Origin of the sequence: Planococcus halocryophilus (assembly GCF_022489025.1) — a bacterium.
GTDB lineage: Bacteria > Bacillota > Bacilli > Bacillales_A > Planococcaceae > Planococcus > Planococcus halocryophilus_A.
Genome location: NZ_JAKVTG010000005.1, coordinates 27,914 through 50,471 on the forward strand (window position 1 = coordinate 27,914; position 22,558 = coordinate 50,471).

Annotated in this window: 22 protein-coding genes and 1 pseudogene; 10 read left to right on the forward strand and 13 right to left on the reverse strand. The window is 39.6% G+C overall.

Annotated elements, in window-relative coordinates; genetic code table 11:
* Positions 1-150 precede the first annotated feature (150 nt).
* The gene (locus MLE13_RS07635) at positions 151-1,428 is read left to right on the forward strand and encodes a glucose-6-phosphate isomerase (protein WP_240749127.1); all 1,278 of its coding nucleotides are present in this window, start codon (positions 151-153) and stop codon (positions 1,426-1,428) included.
* A gap of 151 nt (positions 1,429-1,579) precedes the next feature.
* Positions 1,580-2,164: a biotin transporter BioY gene (locus tag MLE13_RS07640; protein ID WP_240749128.1), complete on the forward strand. Its 585-nt coding sequence runs from the start codon at positions 1,580-1,582 to the stop codon at positions 2,162-2,164.
* Between the two features lie 60 nt (positions 2,165-2,224).
* Here MLE13_RS07640 and MLE13_RS07645 read toward each other — a convergent pair whose 3' ends face one another.
* The 4 genes from MLE13_RS07645 to MLE13_RS07660 form a co-directional block, all read right to left on the reverse strand.
* Entirely contained in the window at positions 2,225-2,698 is a 474-nt protein-coding gene (locus MLE13_RS07645) for a HEAT repeat domain-containing protein (RefSeq protein WP_240749129.1), read from the reverse strand.
* 130 nt (positions 2,699-2,828) lie between these two features.
* Complete coding sequence (locus MLE13_RS07650; RefSeq protein WP_240749130.1) at positions 2,829-4,064, reverse strand: cysteine desulfurase-like protein; 1,236 nt, start codon at positions 4,062-4,064, stop codon at positions 2,829-2,831.
* 218 nt (positions 4,065-4,282) lie between these two features.
* The gene (locus tag MLE13_RS07655; protein WP_240749131.1) at positions 4,283-5,245 is read right to left on the reverse strand and encodes a TRM11 family SAM-dependent methyltransferase; all 963 of its coding nucleotides are present in this window, start codon (positions 5,243-5,245) and stop codon (positions 4,283-4,285) included.
* A 69-nt stretch (positions 5,246-5,314) separates the two neighbouring features.
* Positions 5,315-6,250 (reverse strand): ketopantoate reductase family protein, encoded by a 936-nt coding sequence (locus MLE13_RS07660; RefSeq protein ID WP_240749132.1) that lies wholly within the window; start codon positions 6,248-6,250, stop codon positions 5,315-5,317.
* A 209-nt stretch (positions 6,251-6,459) separates the two neighbouring features.
* Between MLE13_RS07660 and MLE13_RS07665 the strand changes: the two genes are divergently transcribed.
* On the forward strand, positions 6,460-7,011 hold the full coding sequence (locus MLE13_RS07665; protein ID WP_240749133.1) for a TVP38/TMEM64 family protein: 552 nt from the start codon (positions 6,460-6,462) through the stop codon (positions 7,009-7,011).
* A 113-nt stretch (positions 7,012-7,124) separates the two neighbouring features.
* Entirely contained in the window at positions 7,125-7,898 is a 774-nt protein-coding gene (locus MLE13_RS07670) for an alpha/beta fold hydrolase (protein ID WP_240749134.1), read from the forward strand.
* 56 nt (positions 7,899-7,954) lie between these two features.
* On the opposite strand, the gene MLE13_RS07675 is transcribed toward MLE13_RS07670, so the two are convergent.
* Both MLE13_RS07675 and MLE13_RS07680 read right to left on the reverse strand, forming a co-directional pair.
* Positions 7,955-8,731, reverse strand: coding sequence for a 3-hydroxybutyrate dehydrogenase (locus MLE13_RS07675; RefSeq protein ID WP_240749135.1), 777 nt, complete (start codon positions 8,729-8,731; stop codon positions 7,955-7,957).
* Between the two features lie 22 nt (positions 8,732-8,753).
* Complete coding sequence (locus MLE13_RS07680; protein ID WP_240749136.1) at positions 8,754-10,073, reverse strand: GntP family permease; 1,320 nt, start codon at positions 10,071-10,073, stop codon at positions 8,754-8,756.
* Between the two features lie 193 nt (positions 10,074-10,266).
* Between MLE13_RS07680 and MLE13_RS07685 the strand changes: the two genes are divergently transcribed.
* Complete coding sequence (locus MLE13_RS07685) at positions 10,267-11,148, forward strand: LysR family transcriptional regulator (RefSeq protein WP_240749137.1); 882 nt, start codon at positions 10,267-10,269, stop codon at positions 11,146-11,148.
* Between the two features lie 41 nt (positions 11,149-11,189).
* Here MLE13_RS07685 and MLE13_RS07690 read toward each other — a convergent pair whose 3' ends face one another.
* The 5 genes from MLE13_RS07690 to MLE13_RS07710 all read right to left on the reverse strand — a co-directional run bounded on the left by MLE13_RS07690 (position 11,190) and on the right by MLE13_RS07710 (position 15,252).
* Entirely contained in the window at positions 11,190-12,017 is an 828-nt protein-coding gene (locus MLE13_RS07690; protein WP_240749138.1) for an undecaprenyl-diphosphate phosphatase, read from the reverse strand.
* 175 nt (positions 12,018-12,192) lie between these two features.
* Complete coding sequence (locus MLE13_RS07695; protein WP_240749139.1) at positions 12,193-12,723, reverse strand: class F sortase; 531 nt, start codon at positions 12,721-12,723, stop codon at positions 12,193-12,195.
* 79 nt (positions 12,724-12,802) lie between these two features.
* Positions 12,803-13,603 (reverse strand): DUF4397 domain-containing protein, encoded by an 801-nt coding sequence (locus tag MLE13_RS07700; RefSeq protein ID WP_240749140.1) that lies wholly within the window; start codon positions 13,601-13,603, stop codon positions 12,803-12,805.
* A gap of 205 nt (positions 13,604-13,808) precedes the next feature.
* On the reverse strand, positions 13,809-14,468 hold the full coding sequence (locus MLE13_RS07705) for a reverse transcriptase-like protein (protein WP_240749141.1): 660 nt from the start codon (positions 14,466-14,468) through the stop codon (positions 13,809-13,811).
* Positions 14,469-14,595: 127 nt separating this feature from the next.
* Complete coding sequence (locus MLE13_RS07710) at positions 14,596-15,252, reverse strand: potassium channel family protein (RefSeq protein WP_240749142.1); 657 nt, start codon at positions 15,250-15,252, stop codon at positions 14,596-14,598.
* 144 nt (positions 15,253-15,396) lie between these two features.
* On the opposite strand from MLE13_RS07710, the gene MLE13_RS07715 reads away from it, so the two are divergent.
* Together MLE13_RS07715 and ade are read left to right on the forward strand one after the other, a co-directional pair.
* Positions 15,397-16,317, forward strand: a complete 921-nt coding sequence (locus tag MLE13_RS07715; RefSeq protein ID WP_240749143.1) for a PhzF family phenazine biosynthesis protein — start codon at positions 15,397-15,399, stop codon at positions 16,315-16,317.
* 231 nt (positions 16,318-16,548) lie between these two features.
* Entirely contained in the window at positions 16,549-18,276 is a 1,728-nt protein-coding gene (ade, locus tag MLE13_RS07720) for an adenine deaminase (protein ID WP_240749144.1), read from the forward strand.
* A 36-nt stretch (positions 18,277-18,312) separates the two neighbouring features.
* Here ade and MLE13_RS07725 read toward each other — a convergent pair.
* Positions 18,313-18,435, reverse strand: a pseudogene (locus MLE13_RS07725) (sulfurtransferase); the annotation flags it as partial.
* Between the two features lie 253 nt (positions 18,436-18,688).
* On the opposite strand from MLE13_RS07725, the gene cysK reads away from it, so the two are divergent.
* Positions 18,689-19,609, forward strand: a complete 921-nt coding sequence (gene cysK / locus MLE13_RS07730; RefSeq protein WP_240749145.1) for a cysteine synthase A — start codon at positions 18,689-18,691, stop codon at positions 19,607-19,609.
* Between the two features lie 141 nt (positions 19,610-19,750).
* Entirely contained in the window at positions 19,751-20,467 is a 717-nt protein-coding gene (locus MLE13_RS07735) for a 3-ketoacyl-ACP reductase (RefSeq protein WP_240749146.1), read from the forward strand.
* 50 nt (positions 20,468-20,517) lie between these two features.
* Here MLE13_RS07735 and MLE13_RS07740 read toward each other — a convergent pair whose 3' ends face one another.
* Positions 20,518-21,801 (reverse strand): MFS transporter, encoded by a 1,284-nt coding sequence (locus tag MLE13_RS07740; RefSeq protein WP_240749147.1) that lies wholly within the window; start codon positions 21,799-21,801, stop codon positions 20,518-20,520.
* A gap of 192 nt (positions 21,802-21,993) precedes the next feature.
* Between MLE13_RS07740 and MLE13_RS07745 the strand changes: the two genes are divergently transcribed.
* Entirely contained in the window at positions 21,994-22,536 is a 543-nt protein-coding gene (locus MLE13_RS07745; protein ID WP_240749148.1) for a hypothetical protein, read from the forward strand.
* The last annotated feature ends 22 nt before the right edge of the window (positions 22,537-22,558 follow it).

A 22,558-nucleotide genomic window follows, 5' to 3' on the forward strand; every position in this document is an offset into this window, starting at 1 on the left:
ATAACTGTTTCCTATTCAGCCACGTGATTTTCCAACCAGAATTCAAATTTATTGCTATAGATCGGTCTCCGTAGAGGTTTCTCCTGCAAAACTTACGCAATTACCAGTTTTTATATGGTAAACTGATTACAAAACGACAGGAGGGTAACTATGGTTGAAATTACATTTTCGCAATCAATTGGTTCCGTTTTAACACTTGAAAAAAGAGCACAATTAAAGCAAATTCATGAAGATCTTTACAGCAAAAAAGGAAAAGGTTCAGATTTTCTTGGTTGGTTAGATTGGCCAAGCACGCTCGATTCAGCATTTATGGAAAAAGTTGAAAAAACAGCAACTCAAATCCGGGATAAAGCAGATGTATTAGTTGTTATTGGTATTGGCGGATCTTATTTAGGTGCTAAAGCTGTATTATCTGCACTTGATCCGTATTTCAAAAAAGAAGCTGGATTAGAAGTAGTTTTCGCAGGACATCAAGTTAGCGGTGAGTACTTAAAACAATTGCTCGCACACCTTGATGGTAAACGCGTTATGGTTAACGTTATTTCAAAATCAGGTAAGACAACAGAACCCGCACTCGCTTTCCGCTTCTTAAAAGACTATATGGAAAAACGCTATGGTCAAGAAGCCGCTGAACGAATTATCGTAACAACTGACGCTGAAAAAGGCGCATTGCTGACATTAGCTGAAGAAAATGGCTATGAGCGTTTTGTTGTTCCTGAAGATGTGGGTGGACGTTATTCTGTATTTACAGCAGTTGGATTGGTCCCAATTGCAGCCGCTGGTTATTCGATTAAGGACTTACTTGCGGGTGCTGCTGATGCTGAAAAGGTTTATAACAATATGAACTTTGATGAAAACGTAGCTATTCAATACGCAGCTATTCGCCATCAATTATATGTAGAAGGTTATACAACAGAAGTTATGGCAATTTTTGAACCAAAACTATCATTTGTTCAAGAATGGTGGAAGCAATTGTTTGGCGAAAGTGAAGGAAAAGAAGGCAAAGGGATTTTCCCAGCATCCGTTTCATTCACAACAGACTTGCACTCGATGGGTCAATATATTCAAGACGGCAAACGCAATTTGTTTGAAACGTTCCTATTGGTACAAGAAGCAAACGAAGATTTAACAGTTTTTGAAGCTGAAAACGATGGCGATGAACTTAATTATTTGGCTGGACTCTCGTTACAAGAATTTAACCATGTTGCTCACAAAGGCACATCAAGCGCTCACCTAGATGGTGGCGTACCTCAACTAAGCTTGACGATTCCAAAAATCGATGAGTTCCAGTTAGGTCATTTACTGTATTTCTACATGCTTTCATGTGCGTACAGTGCTTATATGCTAGACATCAATCCATTTGATCAACCTGGGGTTGAAGATTACAAAAACAACGTCTTCAAGTTATTGAATAAGCCTGGATTTTAACTATATAGAAAAAAGCTGACCTTTTCGAAAGGTCAGCTTTTTCTTTGTTTACTGTGCTCCTCGCATTGTGTTAACCTAAATAAAAAATAAGTTGACTTAAATATTTTCTCTCATTATACTTAATTTATCTAGAATAGTAGGAGGAAATAGAATGACAACGACGACCACTGCCAGATCGGCAAATCACTCTCGCACTTTGCAATTAGTACATATCGCCTTATTCGCTGCTTTGATGGCAATTGGCGCAAACATCGCTTCGTATTTAGTAGTAGGGGGTGTACCGATCACACTGCAAACGTTTTTTGCTATTTTAGCAGGTCTTCTACTTGGTAGCCGTAAAGGCGCTATCGCCATGATTGTTTATGCATTTATTGGTCTTGCAGGCGTTCCTGTTTTCGCAAAATTCTCTGGTGGTATGGATACATTGCTTAGTCCAACCTTTGGATTTATTGTGTCTTATGTTTTTACCGCTTATTTAGCCGGACTCATTGCTGAGAAATGGTCGACTAAAAAAGGATTTGTTATTGCAGCACTTGTCGGGATGGCCGTCAATTACCTGTTTGGGACGAACTGGATGTATGCAGCCTACAAATTGTGGTTTGCAGCACCTGAAGGCTTTACGTACAAAATGGCTTGGGCATGGATGGCTGTTCCACTTCCAAAAGACTTGATCTTAGCCGTTCTTGCTGGATTGTTTGGGTATCGTCTAAAACCCATCATTCAAAAATATTTATAAAAAATCCCGAATGCCATAATGGCATTCGGGATTTTTTTATGGCTGAGTTGAAAACTCGAATTATCTACGACGAGGTTGTTTAAAAGGAGCAGCTTTCCACTGTTCTTCCAACCAGCTTTCAAAATCTTCGCCTTTATCGCCTTTATACGTATCGTAAATATCGCTACGCATTTTTTGTAGTTTTTCTTTAAAGTCTTCGTAAGTGTGCCCAACTGGCAAACTTTTTTTGATGCGAACAAGTACTTTAGAAGTGTCCTTGATCAAATCATATTTTTTACGCTCTGGCATGTGAACATTTTCGCCAAAGTTTTTAAGTTGTTTATAGGCAGCTTCCTGCACTTGATAAACCGAATCGTGGTTCATGCGGTGTGTTAACAAGTCAATTGTTGGTTCGCTTTTCCAGTTGCCAAGCTCTTCAACCGCAGCTAAACGCTCTTTCCAGTTAGCCTGTCGGTTTGCAGCTTTTTTCAATTCGTCGTAATTCGGTGGTAAGTTCGTCGGTTTGTTATCAGAGTTACTGTTCGTTTGTGTCAAAATTTCATTCTCCTTTGTTTATGTCCCTTTGCGGGAAATAACGTAATGCTCTCCGTTGGCGGAACAAGTTCCTTTTAGTATAACATCAACCTCGTGCAAAGGGAAAAAAGTCGATTATTCATACTACAGTCTAAACAAATGATTTTATTGCGTCAATTAACCGGTCTACTTCTTCTTCTGTGCTATACGGTGCAAGTCCAGCACGGACCCAGCCGCCACTATCGTTGACATTTAATACGTGACCTAGTGTTGACGCATAGAAATGCCCCGCTGCAAGAAAAATACTATGTTCTTCCGCTAGTTTTTTGCAAATGTCTCCTGGTTCGATCCCATCTACTTGAAAAGCGATTGTAGGTGTTTTTGGAACATCCGCTGAGGCTTGTGTAATGGTTACAGCTTGAATTGCTGACAAGCCTTCACGAAGTCGATTTGCCAAGCGGTTTTCATGTTTTTCAATTTGTTCGATTCCACTTACAATGCGGTCTCTTCTCGTTTCCCCTTCACCAAACTGAGCAAAAAACTCAATAGCGGGAGTAATGCCTGCAATGCCTTCGTGATTTTGCGTGCCGGTTTCCAATTTATCGGGATAATATTTCGGAGAAGTGGTCAATTTGTAAGGCTCCAAATCCTTGAAAATTTCTTCTTTAATTGCGGCGATGCCGATATGCGGTCCAAAGAACTTGTAAGCTGAGCATAATAAAATATCAATATGCATTTGGTCACGATCCATTGGCACATGCGGTGCTGCGTGAACTGCATCAGCTACGAGTAGTGCCCCTACTTTTTTTGCTCGTTCTGCAAATGGTTTCAGATCGACGATTGTACCGATCGCGTTAGAGGCCATGCCGACAGCAACGACTTTTGTGTTTTCATTGATTAATTGATCTAGTTCCGATAAATCTAGTGTCTTTGTTTCCGTATCGACTTTCACCCAGCGTACTTTTAAGCCACGGTCTTCTGCCATCATGATCCACGGATCAACATTGGCACGGTGGTCCATTTCTGTAACGACAATTTCGTCACCTGCATTGAAATTTTTGCCAAGAGCATTGGCGATAGCAATTGTTAATGTGGTCATGTTAGCACCAAACGCCACTTCGTTTGCTTGAACATTTAAAAAATCAGCGACTGCTAATCTGGCTTCTGAAATAACTTTCTCGGTTTCCCAACTAGACGGGAATGCGCCGTGGAGATTGGCACCGCCTTTTCTCATATAGTTTGCAATCGCTTCTATTGCTGTGCCTACAACTTGCGATCCCCCTGGACCATCAAAGTATGCGACCGTTTTGTCTTTATATGTTCTTGTTAAAGCAGGAAATTGTTCCCGAACTTGCGTAATTGGAAAAGTCGTTTCAGTAAATTTCATCGTTTGCAGCTCCTTTTTGAGTAAGTTACTATTATCGTATTCAATTTTTTGATAGAATCTCCTTCATTAGTTAGAGATTTTGAAAATACTGTCCGATTTGGCTGGAATACTGTCCGTTTTACCCGAAATACTGTCCGATTGGAATCAATTACTGTCCGATTCACGCTAAATACTTGCCAAATCCCATTTCAAAGAAAAAACGCCGCTCATCGCGACGTTTAAATAGCTTTTTGACACATGACAATTTCACGCAAGAACAATCCTTTTTTAGCGATGCAGCGGTCAGTAATGACAAATCCAGCTTCTTCAATCATATGGTCCATCGTCTCGATTGTGACGACCAATAACTTTTCAGTAATGGGATAAGCAGCTTTTAAAATCCCTAATTGGTCTGCTGGCGTGGCGTGTGTGTATAAATTATATGGCATGTCAATAATGGCAACATCGTATGCCGTTTCGACTTCTGCGATTGACCCCAATTCCACTTCCCCAGTCAATCCGAAATGTGCAATGTTTTCACGTGATCCTTCAACAACTAGCGGATTGATGTCGCGACCGACAATATCTATGCCCATCGATAACGCTTCAACTAACACGGTACCAATTCCACAACATGGATCCACAACTTTAACACCATCTGGATTTGGCACAGCAATATTTGCGACAGCACGTGCTACACGTGTGCTAAGTGCCGTTGAATATTCACGTGGCTTTTTCATATGTTGAAACCAAATTGGCTCACTTTGTGAGTAACGCCCGAAATACCAACGCCCTTCAAAAGGCATTAATCCAAACGTGACACCTGGCTGATGGACATCTGCTTCTCCTGTTATAGCTGAACCGATTTGACGTTCAATATCTCGCTTCCCTAAATAATCAACTTGATCTTGTTCAGATAGACCATTGATTTTTAGAAAAATGACTTTGAACGTCGTATCTGCCATATCTACGTTTGCAGATTGTTCGATGATGTTTTGCAATGTATCGGCTTCAAAAAGCACGTCAATGCGCTCTTTAATAAACGGACTGCGGCTTGGGTCAATCCCCACTCTGCTCTTGATAATTTTCTCGTTCGTGTCGCTACCAAAAAATGACCGCATCTCCATTTGGCACAATGCTTTTTCATCATTTGTATAGGCATATGTATAAATATAGTCACCTGTTGCAGTTAATCGATTCAATTCATCCCGTCCTTATCTGCCCGATCAATCAAGACAATATCCACTAAGTATAGCAGATTTAAATCCTTGTTAGTCGACTTGCTTGTCAGAATTTGCTTCGATGACTTTGATGATTCCAGTAATCATGTCATTATAAGGCGTTAAAATGCCGTGTTTTTTTCCAAGCTTTGCTACAGCGCCATTAATTGTGTCAATTTCAGTTTTGCGTTTATGCAAAACATCCATTAGCATTGAAGACTTATTGGTCGGAAACTGTTCTTGACCCATTTTGATGCACCTAACGATAATTGTTTCTGTATCAACAGTGACGCCTTCTGCTTTAGCGATTTCTGCCGCTTCTGTTACAATGCTTCGCAATACATTTTGACCATCTTCTGTATTTACAATATCGCCGTTTCGCAAACGTGTCAGTGCTGATAATGAATTATAAGCAAGATTGACGAATAATTTATTCCAGATAACGGTTTGAACATCATCCGCTAATTCAGTTTCCAATCCAGATTGATTTAGCAGTTCAACAAATTCCACCAATTTTTCTTGCGCTCTTTTGTCTGCAGGCTGACCGATAAAGTTTGTTCCCCAGCCGCGGTGGAGAATCCGTCCGTTATCTTCAACGCTAGCACCACAACCTAGCGTTCCTGCAACAATTGAGTTGTTTGGGAAGATATCTGCCATCGTTTCTAAATTTCCAAGACCATTTTGCATCGTCACAAACAAAGTGTTCGGTGAAAATGAATCTTTTATTTGAGTTAATACATTTTTAGTCGCATGTGTTTTTAACATCACTACTACAAGATCATATATGTCTCCAGAAACTTCCTGTACCACTGCCAAAGGAATGATGGTTTCTTTGTTATCCCGTTCAACAATGGTCAATCCACTTTGATTGATCTTTTCTACGTGTGGATTATTTCGGTTATATAGAAAAACTTCAGACGTTTGTGATCTTAAGCGTCCGGCAAACAAACTACCCATTGCACCTGCACCGATAATTAATATTTTCATAAAATCCCTCTTTCCAATTAGTTTGAATTGCTTCTAGACTTCTACATTGTTGGTATAAGAGCTCTTCACGATAGGCAATATTTCAAGAAGAAATTTACCTATCCGATTCTTCTCGACTGAATATACCATACTGAGAAATTCCTTGCTTTTCCCCTCTTTTTAGCTTATCCTTCCTTATTAGAAAACATCTATAGAGAGGTTGGGATCGTATGGAGCAATTCGATCAATCCCTCGAAGTATTCATGGACAACGTCGGCTGGTTAGCACCATTTCTTTTTGTTTTACTGCATTTAGTACGTCCTTTGTTGTTCTTACCAGTTATTGCCGTCTGCATTGCTGGCGGGTATCTTTTTGGATTTTTTGAAGGTGCATTTTTATCGTTTATTGGTTTGACCTTAATGAGCTGGATATCCTACATATTGGTCAATAAATTTCCGAAGTTCCAAAAGAAAATGGCACGACTAAAAGATAAAATTTTCTCAGACCGCACCTTGTCGGTTCCTCAAGTGATGATTTTACGTATTATGCCTTTTGTACACTTTCATTTATTATCATTGTATTTAATCGAAATGACAAAATCGCTTAAAGAATACATGGTTATCTCTGCATTAGGTTTGATTGCTCCGGCAATTCTTTATACGGCATTTGGCCGTGCTATTTCCGAATTCCCTTGGTATCTCACATTGAGCATGTTTATATTGCTCGTGATGATATTCAGTTTTATCGAGAAATGGCAGAACTCTAGACCAGACTCTAATTAATAAGATTTAGTAAGCACAACTTTCTGTTGTGCTTTTAATTTTGCCTTACCGCTATTTTTATTTATGCTTAGGGTATACCAATTATAAGAGCCTATTCATAAAGGAGAATGACTATGCCCGTATTTATGCACAATGACATCGAATTATTTTACGAAGATACCGGAGAAGGCCAACCACTTCTTTTGCTTCACGGACTCACCAGTAATTCTGCGATGTTTTATCGCGAAATGGAATTTTTCAAAAAGACTCGCCGTGTAATCGCTTTAGACTCAAGAGGTCATGGCAATTCTAGTCGCTTAGAACAATACACATTAAAGGACCATATAGAAGATGCACTTGCGCTCATTGACCATTTAGATGTAACTATTGTGGATGTTATCGGTGTTTCAATGGGCAGTTATATCGCACAAGGCATTGCCATACAAGCACCTCAAAAAGTAAACAAACTCATCTTAGTTGCTACTAAATCCTATAGCGAACAGGCGTCACTTACTGAACTTTTTGATCGATACCCTGCAAAATTTGATGGTCTGAGCATCTCTGAGAAGATCAATGAAGCGACTCGTTATATTTATCATGACCAAAAAAAAATTCAAGAATGGAATAAAAAAACGGCACAAAATAGCCGACTACTAACTATAAAAGAACAAGGAATCGCAGGAGATGCTATAAAAAAATTCGACTTCCGCTCACAACTTTCTGCCATTACCGCTGAAACTCTAGTCGTTAGTGGAAAGCACGATGGCTTGAATCCTCCAGAAAAAGGGCGCGAAACCGCAGTTGCTATTCCGGATGCTACTTTCATGGAATTTAAACGTTCTGGCCACGCTCCCAATGTTGAGCAAGACCGGTTATTTCTCGGCGTTACAGAAAATTTTCTTGACTAGTTGTATAAAATGATACTGAAAAACCCGTCTAGCACAAACGCTAGACGGGTTTATTTTTATTGAGCTGTATAGCCGCCATCTAAAACGACGGCTTGACCAGTAACACCTGCAGCTTTGTCACTTGCTAAGAACATCGTATAATCCGAGATTTCTTTTACAGCCAACAAGCGCTTTTGAGGAATTAACGGATATAAGACTTCTTCAAAGACTTTTTCAAGTGGTACATTACGTGTTTTTGCCAAATCCTTCATTTGATTTTGAACGAGTGGTGTATCCACATAACCTGGGCACATAGCATTAACGGTAATGCCATGTTCGGCACCTTCAAGTGCAGCCACTTTCGTTAAACCAATCACACCATGTTTTGCACTATTGTATGCAGCTTTGCCAGCAAATCCAACAAGTCCATTGATCGAAGCCATATTGATAATTCGCCCTGATCCTTGCTTTTTCATAATCGGAAATGCGTGCTTGCTCGCGATAAACGGCGCAATTAACATAATGCGGATTAATAGCTCATATTTCTCTGTTGGAAATTCTTCAAGCGGCGAAATGTATTGCATGCCCGCATTATTAATTAATACATCAAGTGATCCGTAATGAGCAACTGTTTGTTCAATCACATTTTTTATATCGTCTTCATTTGTCACATCACATTTGATGCCGATGCAATCTAACCCTTGTGACTTTAAGTTCTCTGCAGCTTTTACGACAGCTTCTTCATTGATATCTGATAATACAATTTTCGCTCCTGCTTTTGCAAAATCACTACTAATTTCATAACCAATTCCGCTAGCAGCTCCTGTTATTAAAACGACTTTATTGTCTACCATTGTATTCCCTCCAAAGCTTTTGTTAAATTCCAAGTCCTAATGAAAATAGGATGATGGCAATTGCTAGCCCAAGTAACGGAACAATGACGGTTACAGCACCGACAGCACCATAGGCAGCTTTATGTGTTTCTCCACAAATCCCACGAATTGTTGTTACGACATAACCATTATGCGGCAATGAATCCAATGCTCCTGAAGAAATGGCAATCGTACGGTGAAGCGCTTCTGTGTTAACACCCATGTCAATATAATGTGGTGCTAGAAGTGGCAATGCAATAACTTGTCCACCTGAAGCAGAACCAGTTAATCCTGCGATTACGCTGACAGCGATAGCTCCGCCGATTAATGGGCTTCCGGGAATGCTAGTCATCGCATCTACTGCTACTTGGAATGCTGGTACGGATTTCGCAACACCACCAAATCCAACTACAGCAGCCGTGTTACCGATTGCGATCAATGCACCAATTGTTCCATCAGATAAAGCTTTACCTAAATTCGAGAAGTATTGGCGGTTTAAGAAATACGTTGTAAGAACCCCACCCAATAAGGCGATGATCAATGCAGAAGTTTTCAATGAATCATGGAAAACAAACGAAATTCCAAGAACGACAACTAACGGAATCAAGCCCATGATTGGGTTTGGAAGCTTACGATCTTCTATTACTGGGTCTGTTGAACGAGCTTCAAAACGCTCGCCTTTGTTAACCGCTTTTTGAATCATGCGTTTTAACCACCAGTAACCAAATACAGCCATAAAGACAGCTACAAAAATACTAACTTCCCATCCTGCATATGGGCTAGTTTTCAAGTATTCAATCGGAATCCAGTTTTGGATTTCAGGTGAACCAGCAGAAGTCATTGTAAATGTTACCGACCCTAAAGCTAACGCAGCCGGGATAAAACGACGCGGTAAATCAGCTTGTTTGAACAAGCTAAGTGCCATCGGGAAAACCGAGAATGCTACAACGAACAAGCTAACTCCGCCGTATGTTAAGACAGCACAGGCGATAACAATCGCTAATACTGCTTTCGATAAACCAAATTTACCAACTAACCATCTTGAGACGCTATCAGCAGCCCCACTATCTTCCATTACTTTTCCGAAAATTGCTCCAAGTAAGAACATCGGGAACCATGCAGTAATAAATCCAGAAAAACTTGTCATATAATTTGTTAATAAGTTCGCTTCTCCTTCTCCAACTAGTTGTGGAAATAACGGTAGTCCACTGAACAGTGCTACAAATAATGCAGATATTGGACCCGCAATCAATAAGTTCATGCCTCTCATCGTAAAGACGATTAAAAGAACAAGTCCCCCAACCATACCAATCATACTCAACATTTAAAATCCCCCTTTTTTCTTTTAACGACACTCTTTTGAAAACGCTTACTTATTTTCTATAGAAGAGCCGTCCAATTTTCTAAATATTTAGTCCTGTTTGCTTTCATTATTGTACAACCACGAAAAGAATAGGTAAAATGAATAATAACTATAAGTTCTATAACAATTAGTTATAGGAAGAGGAGGAGACCATATGGATATACGACAATTAACTTATTTCGTAGCAGTGGCTAAACACAAAAGTTTTACAAAAGCCGCCCTTGCACTTCATGTGACACAACCGACATTAAGCAAAATGGTGAGGAATTTAGAAGAAGAAATGGAAGTTGTGTTGTTTGACCGCTCTTCACGTCAAATAGGACTGACTGATGCTGGTTCAGTTGTTTATGAGCAGGCACAAAAAATTATACATAGTGTCGATGACTTATCAACATCTCTTTATGATGTGATGAATTTAAAGAAGGGCAAAATAAAAATCGGGCTTCCTCCAGTCATTAGTACATTGTTCTTCCCTACTATTATCGCTGAATTTCAACGCGCTTACCCTGAAGTCTCTATCGTATTAGCAGAAGATGGTGCCAAAACTGTTGAACGAAAAGTATACGACGGCGATGTAGACTTAGGCTTTGTAATGCTTCCCGTTGATAAAGAAAAATTTGATGTAGTGCCCTTTGTCGACCAAGAAATCAAATTGCTAGTACACGAATCACATCCACTTGCCCATCATGAAATGATTGATTTAATCGAATTTAAAGACGATCCTTTCTTACTTCTCAGCAAGGAATTCACATTAAACAGCCGAACGATCGAGTTTTGTGTCAGCGAAGGATTCACGCCGAAAATTGCGTATGAAAGTTCGCAATGGGATTTTATCGTCGGCATGGTCGAAAAAAACTTAGGTGTTACATTAATGCCAAAATTGATATGCGACCGTGTGAAAAATGGACCGTTTAAAATGATTTCCTTGACCCATACGTTTCCTTGGAGATTGGGTATTATTATGGCCAAAAATCGTTACGTACCATACGTTTCACGCGAATTTATCTCTTTAGTAGAGAAACTACCAAAAGTATGACAGACAAAAAGGAGCTTCCCAAAGGAAGCTCTCGAACATGATTATAGAAAAACAATAATAGCTAAAATAGCTGCTAATACGAGTCGGTAAATCGCAAATGGCATTAGTTTAATACGTGAAATCAATTTCAAGAAGAAACGGATAGAAATTAGCGCAAAAACAAAAGCCGAGATAAAGCCGACTAGATAAAATGATAAATAGTCCATCGATAAAGTATCCCAATTTTTCAATACCGACACCAGGCTCGCGCCGAACATAATCGGAACTGCCATGATAAAAGTGAAGTCTGCCGCTACCCGATGATTTAGCCCAAACAATACGCCTCCTGATATGGTGGCACCAGAACGAGAAAAACCTGGCCATAACGAAAGGCATTGCACAAACCCAATTTTTAATGCTTGAACATACGTAATTTCATCTAATGAATTTACAATAGGCTTTTTAGGCCCGAACTTGTCGGCAACAATCATCAAAATCGCACCGACAACCAATGCATAAATCACCGTTTCCACACCAAACAAATAGTCGTCAATCAAATCTTTGAAAGCAAATCCCAAAACAACTGCAGGCAACATCCCTATGACAACGTGCAATAAATTAAATCGTGTACTTTCTTTTTGACCTTCAATTTTATAGAGGCCAACTAAACTAAATAAGCGTTTCCAAAATACGACGACAACCGCCAGTATAGAGCCGAGCTGAATAACAATTTTAAACGTATTTGCAGGGTATTTACCTAAAAACTCCTGTGATTTTAACCACATGTCATCGACAATGATTAAATGTCCTGTAGAAGAAACAGGTGCAAATTCGGTCACGCCTTCCACGAACCCTAAGATTAGTGCTTTAAACAAATCAAACCATTCCATAAACCCTACTCCTGCTTTCTATAATAAATTATTTTTTAGCTACATTGTCTCACTAAATTTTTTACGATTGTTATTCAATTACTATAAAACGTTACTCCTATAGAAAAGTTGCACTCTGATAGCAAAAAAAAAAACGTTGCAATGTGTATCAGGCACATTGCAACGTTTTTTCTATTTACTCTTCTATTAGGCTAGCATAGACAATCAATCGTTCTTCTCGTGTCCCCCGCTCAAAATCGTACGTTCCTGAGCAAGTAATCATTACTAATTCTGGAGAAGAAGTATAACCGAATACTTTGGTTACATCTGCCAAGTCCAGAGGAACAGACTCCATCGTGTGAATTTTGAAAGTCAAGGTTTTCTCTTCTCCCTGTATGACAACTTCGTCACCTAGTTGGAGCTTAGCAAGATCCCAGAAAATAGCTGGGCCGTCAACACCATCCACGTGACCTGCAATGACAGAACGACCATTTTCTCCTGGTTCGTACCCTGGTGAAAACCAACTAACGTCTTCAATATTGTTCGGAACTGCCATTTCACCGTTTTCTGTAACACCAAGATGTTGAATTTGAGCTTCAACATCAATCGCTGGAATTTTTAAGGAACTCGGCTTAATGCCCGTTCGTTTCAACCCATTAATCGGGTTTTCCGCCGGAGTTGTTTGTGGAACACGAACTGAGACAGGCTCATCTAGTGCAAATCCCACATTTTCCGATCGAACGCTTACTTCATCGACCGATTGATGACAACCTGCTACCAGTAAAAGTGACAGGACAATCCAAAGCTTACTGTTGAAATCGTTTTCTCCACACGAGGCTACTAACTCCTATAAGAACCACTGCTCCTCCTAGCAACAACCACATTGCTTGAGATTGGTCAGGAGTTCCAAGGCCAGTAGTCGGCATGCCATCTGGCGATTCCGCAGCTTCGTAATCGACAAGCGCAATTACTTCTAATGAGTCTACCGTGTTAACTGCAAAAACACTATAAACCGTATTTGCAGCTAATTCCGTACCTTCTAATGGCAGAACTTGCGTGCCATCAGGTAAACGAATTTCTAAATCATATGTGCCTGCATCTAACTCTGCATAATCTGTAATGCCAGGAAATTCCGCTCCACTAAATAATGCATCTCCACCGATTACGCCAACATCAACTGCTGGTGCATCAGGCGACAAATGTCCGACGCGAACTTTTGTTTTTCCATCTGTTACTTCCATTGAATCTTCGGCAACTACAAATTCAATTGACTCTAACAAGTTTGCTGCAACGACTGTATAAGCTTTTCCAGCTTCTACAGCAAGATCTGCCTGCAATACACCTTCACCTGCAGCATATTCTGTTCCACTTGCAAAAACTTCTACATCATGTGTTCCAGCAGGGACATCCATATAACCCGAATCTGCTTTAAAAGGAACCTCTTCTAGTGTTAAATCTCCATTGACATATACATCGACAGCGGGAGCATCAGGGGAAGCATGTACAACTCTAACTTTAGCCATATGACTATCTGCCATTACTCCTGAGGCAAGCAGTGAAAATACAAGGACCATAGCAACTGAGAATGAAAATAAGATTTTCTTCATTTCTTCCTCTCCTTCTCTTGTATAGTTTTTGCAAAATTATTGTACAATCTATTTATAACCTAATTCATGCAATATCGCAATGAATATATCTGATTATTCTGCTTTTGATAAATAAGTACCAATTAAATGTATTAAACATAATGATTAAACAATTTATGCACAAAAAAAGAACGGAATAGTTGCTTCCGTCCGGTCAAAAGGTGATTTAATTTAGTATTTCACTTGTTGCGGCAATTGAAATTCCTTTTAATGCTTGTGTAGCTAATTTATCAGCTTCTGCATTTTCTTTGCGTGGTACTAATTGATATTCATCCTGAATACCCAGTTCATTTAACTTTTCTTTTATTCGCACTACCCACGGCTCTAACTTATCCTCTATGAGCGGCCACTCGCCTTCCATTCCATTGATGACAATACGCGAGTCTCCTGTAAAAGAAACCACTTGTCGCCGTACTTCAAGGTATTCTAACTCTTGAAGGCAAAAATAAAGAGCAGCAAATTCTGCTTCATTATTTGACCTTAGCTCATCCAACTTTGCATTTGTTCTGCGTCGGTAAGATTTGCCGTTTTGTTTATAGTAAATTACACAGCCTAGACCGGCGTCTCCTGAAGAAAGTTCGTAACCCCCATCAAAATAAATTTGAACTTGATGTGGTTCTTTTTCGATTTCTTTTAAATAGGCTTTCACTTCTTTAAGTGTCCAACTGCTATCGTATTGATCTTCAAAGCGAATCTTTCTTACTCTCCCTGTCCGCTCCAAATCTTCAGCAATCTGAACAATTGCTTCAGCTGACATTTCATCTGATGAGAAAACAGTTTCTATTCCTTTAGGAATTCCATATGTCCATTCGATTCGGAACTTCATCTATAGTCCCCCCATCTCTTACAAAACACTAAAAAAATCTTTAATTTTATTATTCCCACTTAACTTTTTTACTAAACGACAGTCACATTCAAAAAGGTTCGCTTACTGTGAAGTAGCGAACCTTTTTTTACAAGTTTTTTTCTTCTAAGCGCTTCAAGTCATCTTTATGACCCATTACAATCAGCACATCATCATGGTCAACCATGTCATCAATGGCAGGTGCAATATTGACTTCTTCCTGCTTTTTTATTGCTAAGACGATACAATTAAATTCTTTTCGAATATTCATGTCTATTAATGTTTTATTCGCCATTTTCCCCGAAGCAACTAACTCGATAATACTGTAATCATGAGAAAGATCAATGTAATCGACGATTTTATCAGAGTCCACATGATGGGCAACGCGAATGCCCATTTCTTTTTCTGGTTGAATCACGCGATCCGCTCCAACTTTATGAAGAATTTTCTCATGCTGAAGATCGCGGGCTTTTACCCAAACTTTCGGCAAACCCAACTCTTTTAACATTAATGTACATAAAACACTTGCTTGTAGATCATCCCCTATAGCTACGATGGCATGTTCAAAATTTCGAACGCCTAAAGATTTCAACTGATTCCCATCCGTTGCATCCGCATTTACTGCAAAAGAAGCATATTCTCTTAAGGCGTCGACTTTATCTGGATTTGTATCGATGGCCATAATTTCATGACCAAGACTATGCAGTTCCTTACAGACACTGCTACCAAAACGGCCTAACCCAATGACCACAATTTGTTTTTTCACATGCTTCCCTCTTTTCTGTTTGGTTTCATACCCCTACTTTATTCTCAAATTGGATTGATTGCAATTAAAGGTAGTGGACTTTTCCCTTTCTAACTGATACAAAGAAAGTAAGTAAACTAAATATTCAGATAAAGGAGGATTATGATGAAAACGTTAAAGTATACTTTAGTTGATGTTTTTACTTCGCAGTCTTTTGGCGGAAATCAGTTGGCAGTTTTTCATGACGGTTCAAGTTTAACAACCAAAACCATGCAGCAAATTGCAAATGAACTTAATTTATCAGAAACTGCGTTTATTTGCACACCTAATAAGCCACAAAATCAAATCAATCTCCGGATTTTCACACCTCAAGTAGAATTACCGATTGCGGGTCACCCCACAATTGGCACAGCTTTTGTTATGGCTTATTTAAAAATGCTACCCACACAAGATGGAGTTAATGAATGGGTTTTTGAAGAAGAGCACGGAGACATCTCTGTAACCGTTTTTTTAAACAAAGAAAAAATCACCAAAGTTGAAATGATTCAACCGATTCCTGTTTTCGGAGAAATATTGACTAGACAAGCTTTGGTTGCAGATCTACTATCGTTACCAAAAGGAGAATTGGATCCGCGACTTCCGATACAAACCGTTTCTTCTGGATTACCTTTCTTATTTGTCCCCCTCCGCTCAATCGCCGCGATGAGAGAAATTAATTTTCGAACAGATGTCTGGGAACGCCACTTTAGTCGTAATCCAGATCGCCAACACATATTTACTTTTACAACAGAAACCGAACACGACGACTCCACTGTTCATTGTCGCATGTTTGCCCCTGCCATGGGTATTTCTGAAGACCCAGCAACTGGGGCTGCTAGTGGCCCTCTAGGGGCATTCTTAGTGGAACATGGTGCTATTGATAAGAAAGCAGATGGCAATTATGTTATCCGAAGTGAACAAGGTTTTGAAATGGGGAGACCTAGTTTTATCGATATTATGATTAATAAGAACAACCAACAATACGAAGAAGTTAAAATTGGTGGTACTGCAATTGTTGTTGGGCAAGGAGAGCTTTATGTTCCATAAATTATATAGATTGATTTGCCACTAGCATCTTCACTTTCATTCTTTAAAGCTGCTAGTGGTTATTTTTATTGATTTTCCCCCACTCATTTACATCTCCTTTAAAGTTAAACCTCATTATGCTAGAGCTAATCACCCATCTCCTGTAGAATAAGCGCAAGCTTAGTTCTTCAATTATATATTTAGTTTATTTAAACAAAATATCTTAAACCAATTTAAAGGAGTCCTAACCACATGAATAAAACCCAGTTAAAAAACCGAATCGATACTGCCAATAAAAAAAGAAAAGCCGATTTGGTGATTCGCAATGCATCGATCATCAATGTTTTTACAAAGACCTTAACTACAGGAGATGTGGCAGTTAGTGATGGAATCATTGTCGGCATCGGTAATTACGAAGGCAATCATGAAATTGATGCGTCTGGAAAATACATTGCTCCGGGCTTGATCGATGCCCATGTTCATATCGAATCGTCTATGGTCACACCGCAACAATTTTCACAAGTTGTTTTGCCTCATGGTGTAACGACCGTTGTTACAGATCCACATGAAATTGCCAATGTTAGCGGAACAGCAGGTCTCGAATTTATGATGAAAGATGCAGAATCAACGTTACTCGACATTAAATTTATGTTGCCGTCATGTGTTCCTTCTACTTCTTTTGAAAATGCAGGGGCTCATCTTTCAGCTGAAGATTTAAAACCTTTTTTGAAACGTGACAATGTTCTCGGATTAGCAGAAGTGATGGACTTTCCAGCCGTTATGCGTGGAGATGAAGCTATGCTCGATAAGTTAATGCTGAGCCAGCAAATTGACGGTCATGCTGCAGGGCTCACTGAACTGGATATCAATGTTTACGGCACTGCTGGAATCTTAACTGATCACGAATGCGTGACAAAAGAAGAAATGCTTATACGCCTTGAACGCGGCATGTATGTCATGCTTCGTGAAGGTTCGGTCGCTAAAAATTTGGAGACTTTACTCGAAGGTGTAACTGAACAAAATGCTAATCGTTGTTTGTTCTGTACAGACGACAAACATTTAGATGATTTAATAGAAGAAGGCAGTATCGACTTTAATGTTCGAACAGCTATTAAACAAGGCATTGCCCCAATTACCGCTATTTCCATGGCTAGCTTTAATGCGGCGCAATGCTTTGGTTTGCGACAAAAAGGAGCCATTGCCCCAGGTTACGATGCCGATTTTCTGTTGCTTGATAGCCTCGATGAATTCACCATTTCAGCGGTTTATAAAGGTGGACAAGTAGCAGCACAAAACGGTAAGTATGTTGGACCAATTCAAAGTAAAAGTGACTCGCTAGCTGTTCAGGGTACGGTTCGCATTGCAGAATTATCTCCTACTAGCTTCCAGATTCCCATGGGAAATAGCGAAAAAGCCCATGTAATCGGCATCAATCCCAATAACCTCATTACGGAACATTTAATTTTAGAAGTCCCGCAAGTAAATGACTACTTTGTTTCAAATACAGAAAAAGATCTTTTAAAAATGGCTGTGGTTGAACGTCACCGAGCCACTGGCAATATTGGGTTAGGTATTGTTCAAGGTCTTGGATTAAAAAATGGAGCGATTGCCACTACAGTTGCACACGATTCACACAATATTATCGCTGTTGGCACAACGGATAGAGACATTAAAACCGCAGTTGAAGCAGTGCAACAAATTAACGGTGGACTCGTGGTTGTGCAAGATGGAGAAATATTAACAAGCGTATCTTTAGCAATTGCCGGATTAATGTCAGAAGAACCATTTGAAACGGTTTACGAACAACTAAAGATTCTTGATAACAGTCTTTTGCAAATTGGAGCACCTACTCATTTTAATGCCTTTTTAACACTGTCTTTCTTATCTTTACCTGTGATCCCTCATTTAAAATTAACAGACTGCGGTTTGTTTGATGTTGCAACTTTCCAACATATCCAAGTAGCTGTTGATAAAGAGTAATGAAAAACCGCAATGCCTCAAAAGGCATTGCGGTTTTTAGCTTTCGGTTACAAGTGGACAAGTTGGATCGCTCATCCATTCATTTAGCGAACCATCGTATACAGCCACATTTTTTTGACCAAGCTTATTGAGCATTAAAGCAGTCCATGTAGCAGCAATGATACATAATTACGGATTATTTAATCGTTGTTCAACCCACTCCGTCGTAATGATCAAAGGAATTTGTTCCATTTAAAGCTCTCCTTTTTTAAGCCGACAAAACCAATATGATTAACAAATATGCGTTATACTAGTACAATAAAGTTTAGAATTAAACCCGTCAATTAGAATACATTCACTGACGGACTAGTTAAAAAGGAAATACAAATAAGTAGATAACAAATACCGTTACTTAAGAAAGGTTGTTTTCTCCATGAAACCGTATAATAATATCACTGAATTGATTGGTGACACACCGGTCGTAAAATTAAATCGCATTGTTCCAGAAGGGGCTGCTGATGTTTATGTCAAACTAGAAATGTTCAATCCATCTAAAAGCGTTAAAGATCGTGCTGCATATAATATGATTAAAATGGCTGAAGAAGATGGCTTATTACAAAAGGGCGCAACTATTATTGAACCAACAAGTGGCAATACCGGTATTGGTCTCGCTATGGTCGCCGCTGCAAAAGGGTACCGCTCTATTCTCGTGCTTCCAGATAACGCAACAAAAGAACGGATCAATTTATTGAGGGCCTTTGGCTCTGAAGTAGTCTTAACACCAAGTGATGCAAAAATGCCTGGTGCAATCAGCAAAGCGCTCGAGTTGCAGAAGGAAATTCCAAACAGTTTCATTCCACAACAATTCGAGAACAAAGCCAACCCAGATATTCACCGGACAACAACTGCGCTAGAAATTTTAGAGCAGATGAACGGCAAATTAGATGCATTTGTCGCATCAGCTGGAACTGGCGGTACCATTACTGGTACTGGTGAAACGTTAAAAGAGCATTTGCCGGAATTGTATATCGCGGTTGTAGAACCAAAAGGATCTCCTGTCCTGTCCGGCGGTAAACCAGGTAAGCATAAATTAGTAGGTACTAGCCCTGGATTTATTCCGAGTATATTAAATACTAAAATATACGATGAAATTATGGCCATCCAAGATGAAGACGCGATTGAAATCTTCAAACGGGTTGCTCGTGAAGAAGGTATTTTTGTCGGTCCATCTGCAGGGGCAACTATTTATGCAGCAATCGAAATTGCAAAACGTCTCGGCAGCGGCAAAAAAGTTTTATGCATCGCACCTGATACTGGAGAACGTTATTTGAGTATGAATTTATTCGATGAATAAAAGATCAATAGCTACTAGCAGGTATTTCGCCTGCTAGTTTTTTTGTCTCTTTTTTATTTTCGAGTTTTCTATTTAGGAATTCTATCTAGACTTTGCTACACTAATACAGGAAATCAATTTACGAAAAAAGGAGCTATCTATATGCAAAAATTAGCAGGAAAAAATGCGTTGATTACAGGAGCTGGACGAGGTATTGGTCGTTCTACAGCAATCGCTTTTGCAGCAGAAGGCATAAACGTTGGACTTGTTGGACGCACGGCTGAAAATTTGGAGAAAGTTGTTGCGGAACTTGAGCAATACGGTGTGAAAACTGTTTTCGCAGTAGCTGATGTTGCCGATCAAGATTCGGTCAATGCTGCAGTTGAACATGTTTTGTCTGAATTAGGTTCGATTGATATTTTGATTAATAATGCAGGTATTGGTAAATTCGGTAACTTCCTTGATCTTTCACCTGAAGAATTCAAAGCTATTATCGATACCAACTTGATGGGTGTTTATTACGTAACACGCGCTGTATTGCCGCAAATGATTGAGCGCCAATCAGGTGATATTATTAATATTTCATCAACAGCTGGACAAAAAGGAGCACCGGTAACAAGTGCTTATAGTGCTTCGAAATTCGGTGTCATGGGATTAACAGAATCGTTAATGCTAGAAGTGAGAAAACATAATATCCGCGTTAGTGCTTTAACACCAAGTACAGTAGCAACTGACTTAGCGATTGGTGAAAACTTAACCGATGGCAATCCTGATAAAGTGATGCAGCCAGAAGATTTGGCTGAAATGATGGTTGCCCAATTAAAACTTCACCCTCGTGTTTTATTGAAATCAGCTGGACTTTGGTCAACAAACCCGTAACAACCTAAAAAGTGCGCAGTTCAAAATGAACTGCACACTTTTTTATTGGACTAAGCTAGCGTCTTTTTAGTCGACCATAAAACAACGGGAATCAAGGCAAGTGCAAGGATGCCGCCACCTAATGACATCGCAGCAAAACTAGATTGTGCCATGATCATGCCGGAAAGTCCCCCGCCTGTAGCTCCGGCTAAAGCGATTAATACATCTACTGTTCCTTGCGTTTTTGCTCGCGTAGTTGGATCAGTTGAATCGACGACTAATGTCGTACCGCTAATAAATCCAAAATTCCAGCCGAGCCCTAGTAAACCAAGTGCGAACATCAAGCCTATTATCGATTCGCTTGGTCCAAATGCAGCAACTAAACCTGCTGCCATAAATGTAACACCTGCTGCTGCCGTCATGAAAATTCGACCTAGCTTATCCACAAGTATTCCCGTAACAATCGACGGCAAGTACATTGCAACTACATGTATGCTGATGACCAAGCCGATGTCTCCAAGGTCATGACCATAATAGCCCATATGAATCGGTGTCATGGTCATAATGGCTACCATGATTAACTGTGTTAATACCATAACGGTCGCTCCCAGAATAACGCCTTTCCTATCAATAGCAGGGTCGTCTTCTTTCACGATTTCTGAACTTTCTTCAACCGTTTGTAAATGTGCTGCTAAAGCTTTGGAAACTTGCAGTGGGTCTGGTCTTAATAAAACCAAAATGACTAACCCGGCTATACCAAATGCTGCCGCAGCCAAAATAAAAGGACCGGCTAAAGACGGAATATTAATAGATTCTGCAAAGCTGCCCATTACGCCAACTAAATTCGGTCCGGCAAACGCACCTAAGGTTAGTGATACTAATGCTACGCTAATCGCAGTACCACGTTGCTTAACTGTTGCTAAGTCTGTCCCTGCATAGCGCGCTTGTAAATTTGTTGCCATACCTGCCCCGTAAATCACTAAAGATATAAACAGTAAAAAGATATTATCTGATAACGCAGCAACAACAACTCCTAGCGCACCAATTGCACCCGCTAGAAATCCTGACGCTAAACCTACCCGTCGACTAAAACGTTGAGACAATCTGCCAATAATAAGTGCTGCACCTGCAGACCCTATCGTGAAAAAAACGACTGGTACACCAGCATACCGGTCTGTTCCAAGCATGTCTGATGCAAGAAGAGCAGCGACTGTTACTCCAGCTGTTAGCCCAACCCCAGCGAAAATCTGAGCCAATGCAACAATCCATAAAGTTCGGCGATATAACTTTTTAAATTTTTCAGGTGAATCTGCATAGCTCTTCATCATTGCTTCTTGTTTTGCATTTCGCTTCATAAGCTCCCCCATTATTCGAGATTTTCCATTCAACTCATTGACCAATCAAAATCCTCTAATAAGTATACAATCCCGACTCTTTTTTCCAGTATAACGTTTTTCTTCCTGCTAGATAGACCCAATGACAAAAACTCGGTATCCTCTTTTAGAAAAACTTAAAACCTATATACTTTATACTAGTAACAAGTATAGATGAAAAGGAGTGATACTAATCATAGCTATCGCAAAAAAAAAAGTTTGCTGTCATTTTGGTCTGTCACAATAGCTGTTATTTTCATCGCAATCGGCGGTTGGCTATTAAAACCAGAATCGCAAGAAGCTAAAAATTTAAAAAATGAACTCAACATAATCGTCAATGAGCAAGTCGGAGCAATCAGTAATATGGACAAAACTCGTGTATCTAACATAGTCGTTTCCAAAAGTTCAGGCGGATGGGATGTTGAACTTTCTTTAAACGCGGATAAAGGATTTACCATGATTTCCACAAAACAAATGATGTGGCAAAACGCCATCAAAATTCTAGCTGGTGCTTCAGAAATCGATCAGCTCAATGACATATCACTTTCATGGATTTATCCCGTTTTAAATGAACAAAAAAGTGTAGAAGATAAAAGCGTCATGTCTTTTAGAGTAGACAAAACAACACGTGATCAACTAATTTGGGGGAATATCGAACCTTCTGTTTTACCTGACCTCGTTTTTGATTATGAAGAACACCCTATATTAAGTGAGTGACAACGACATTAGCGACAAAAAA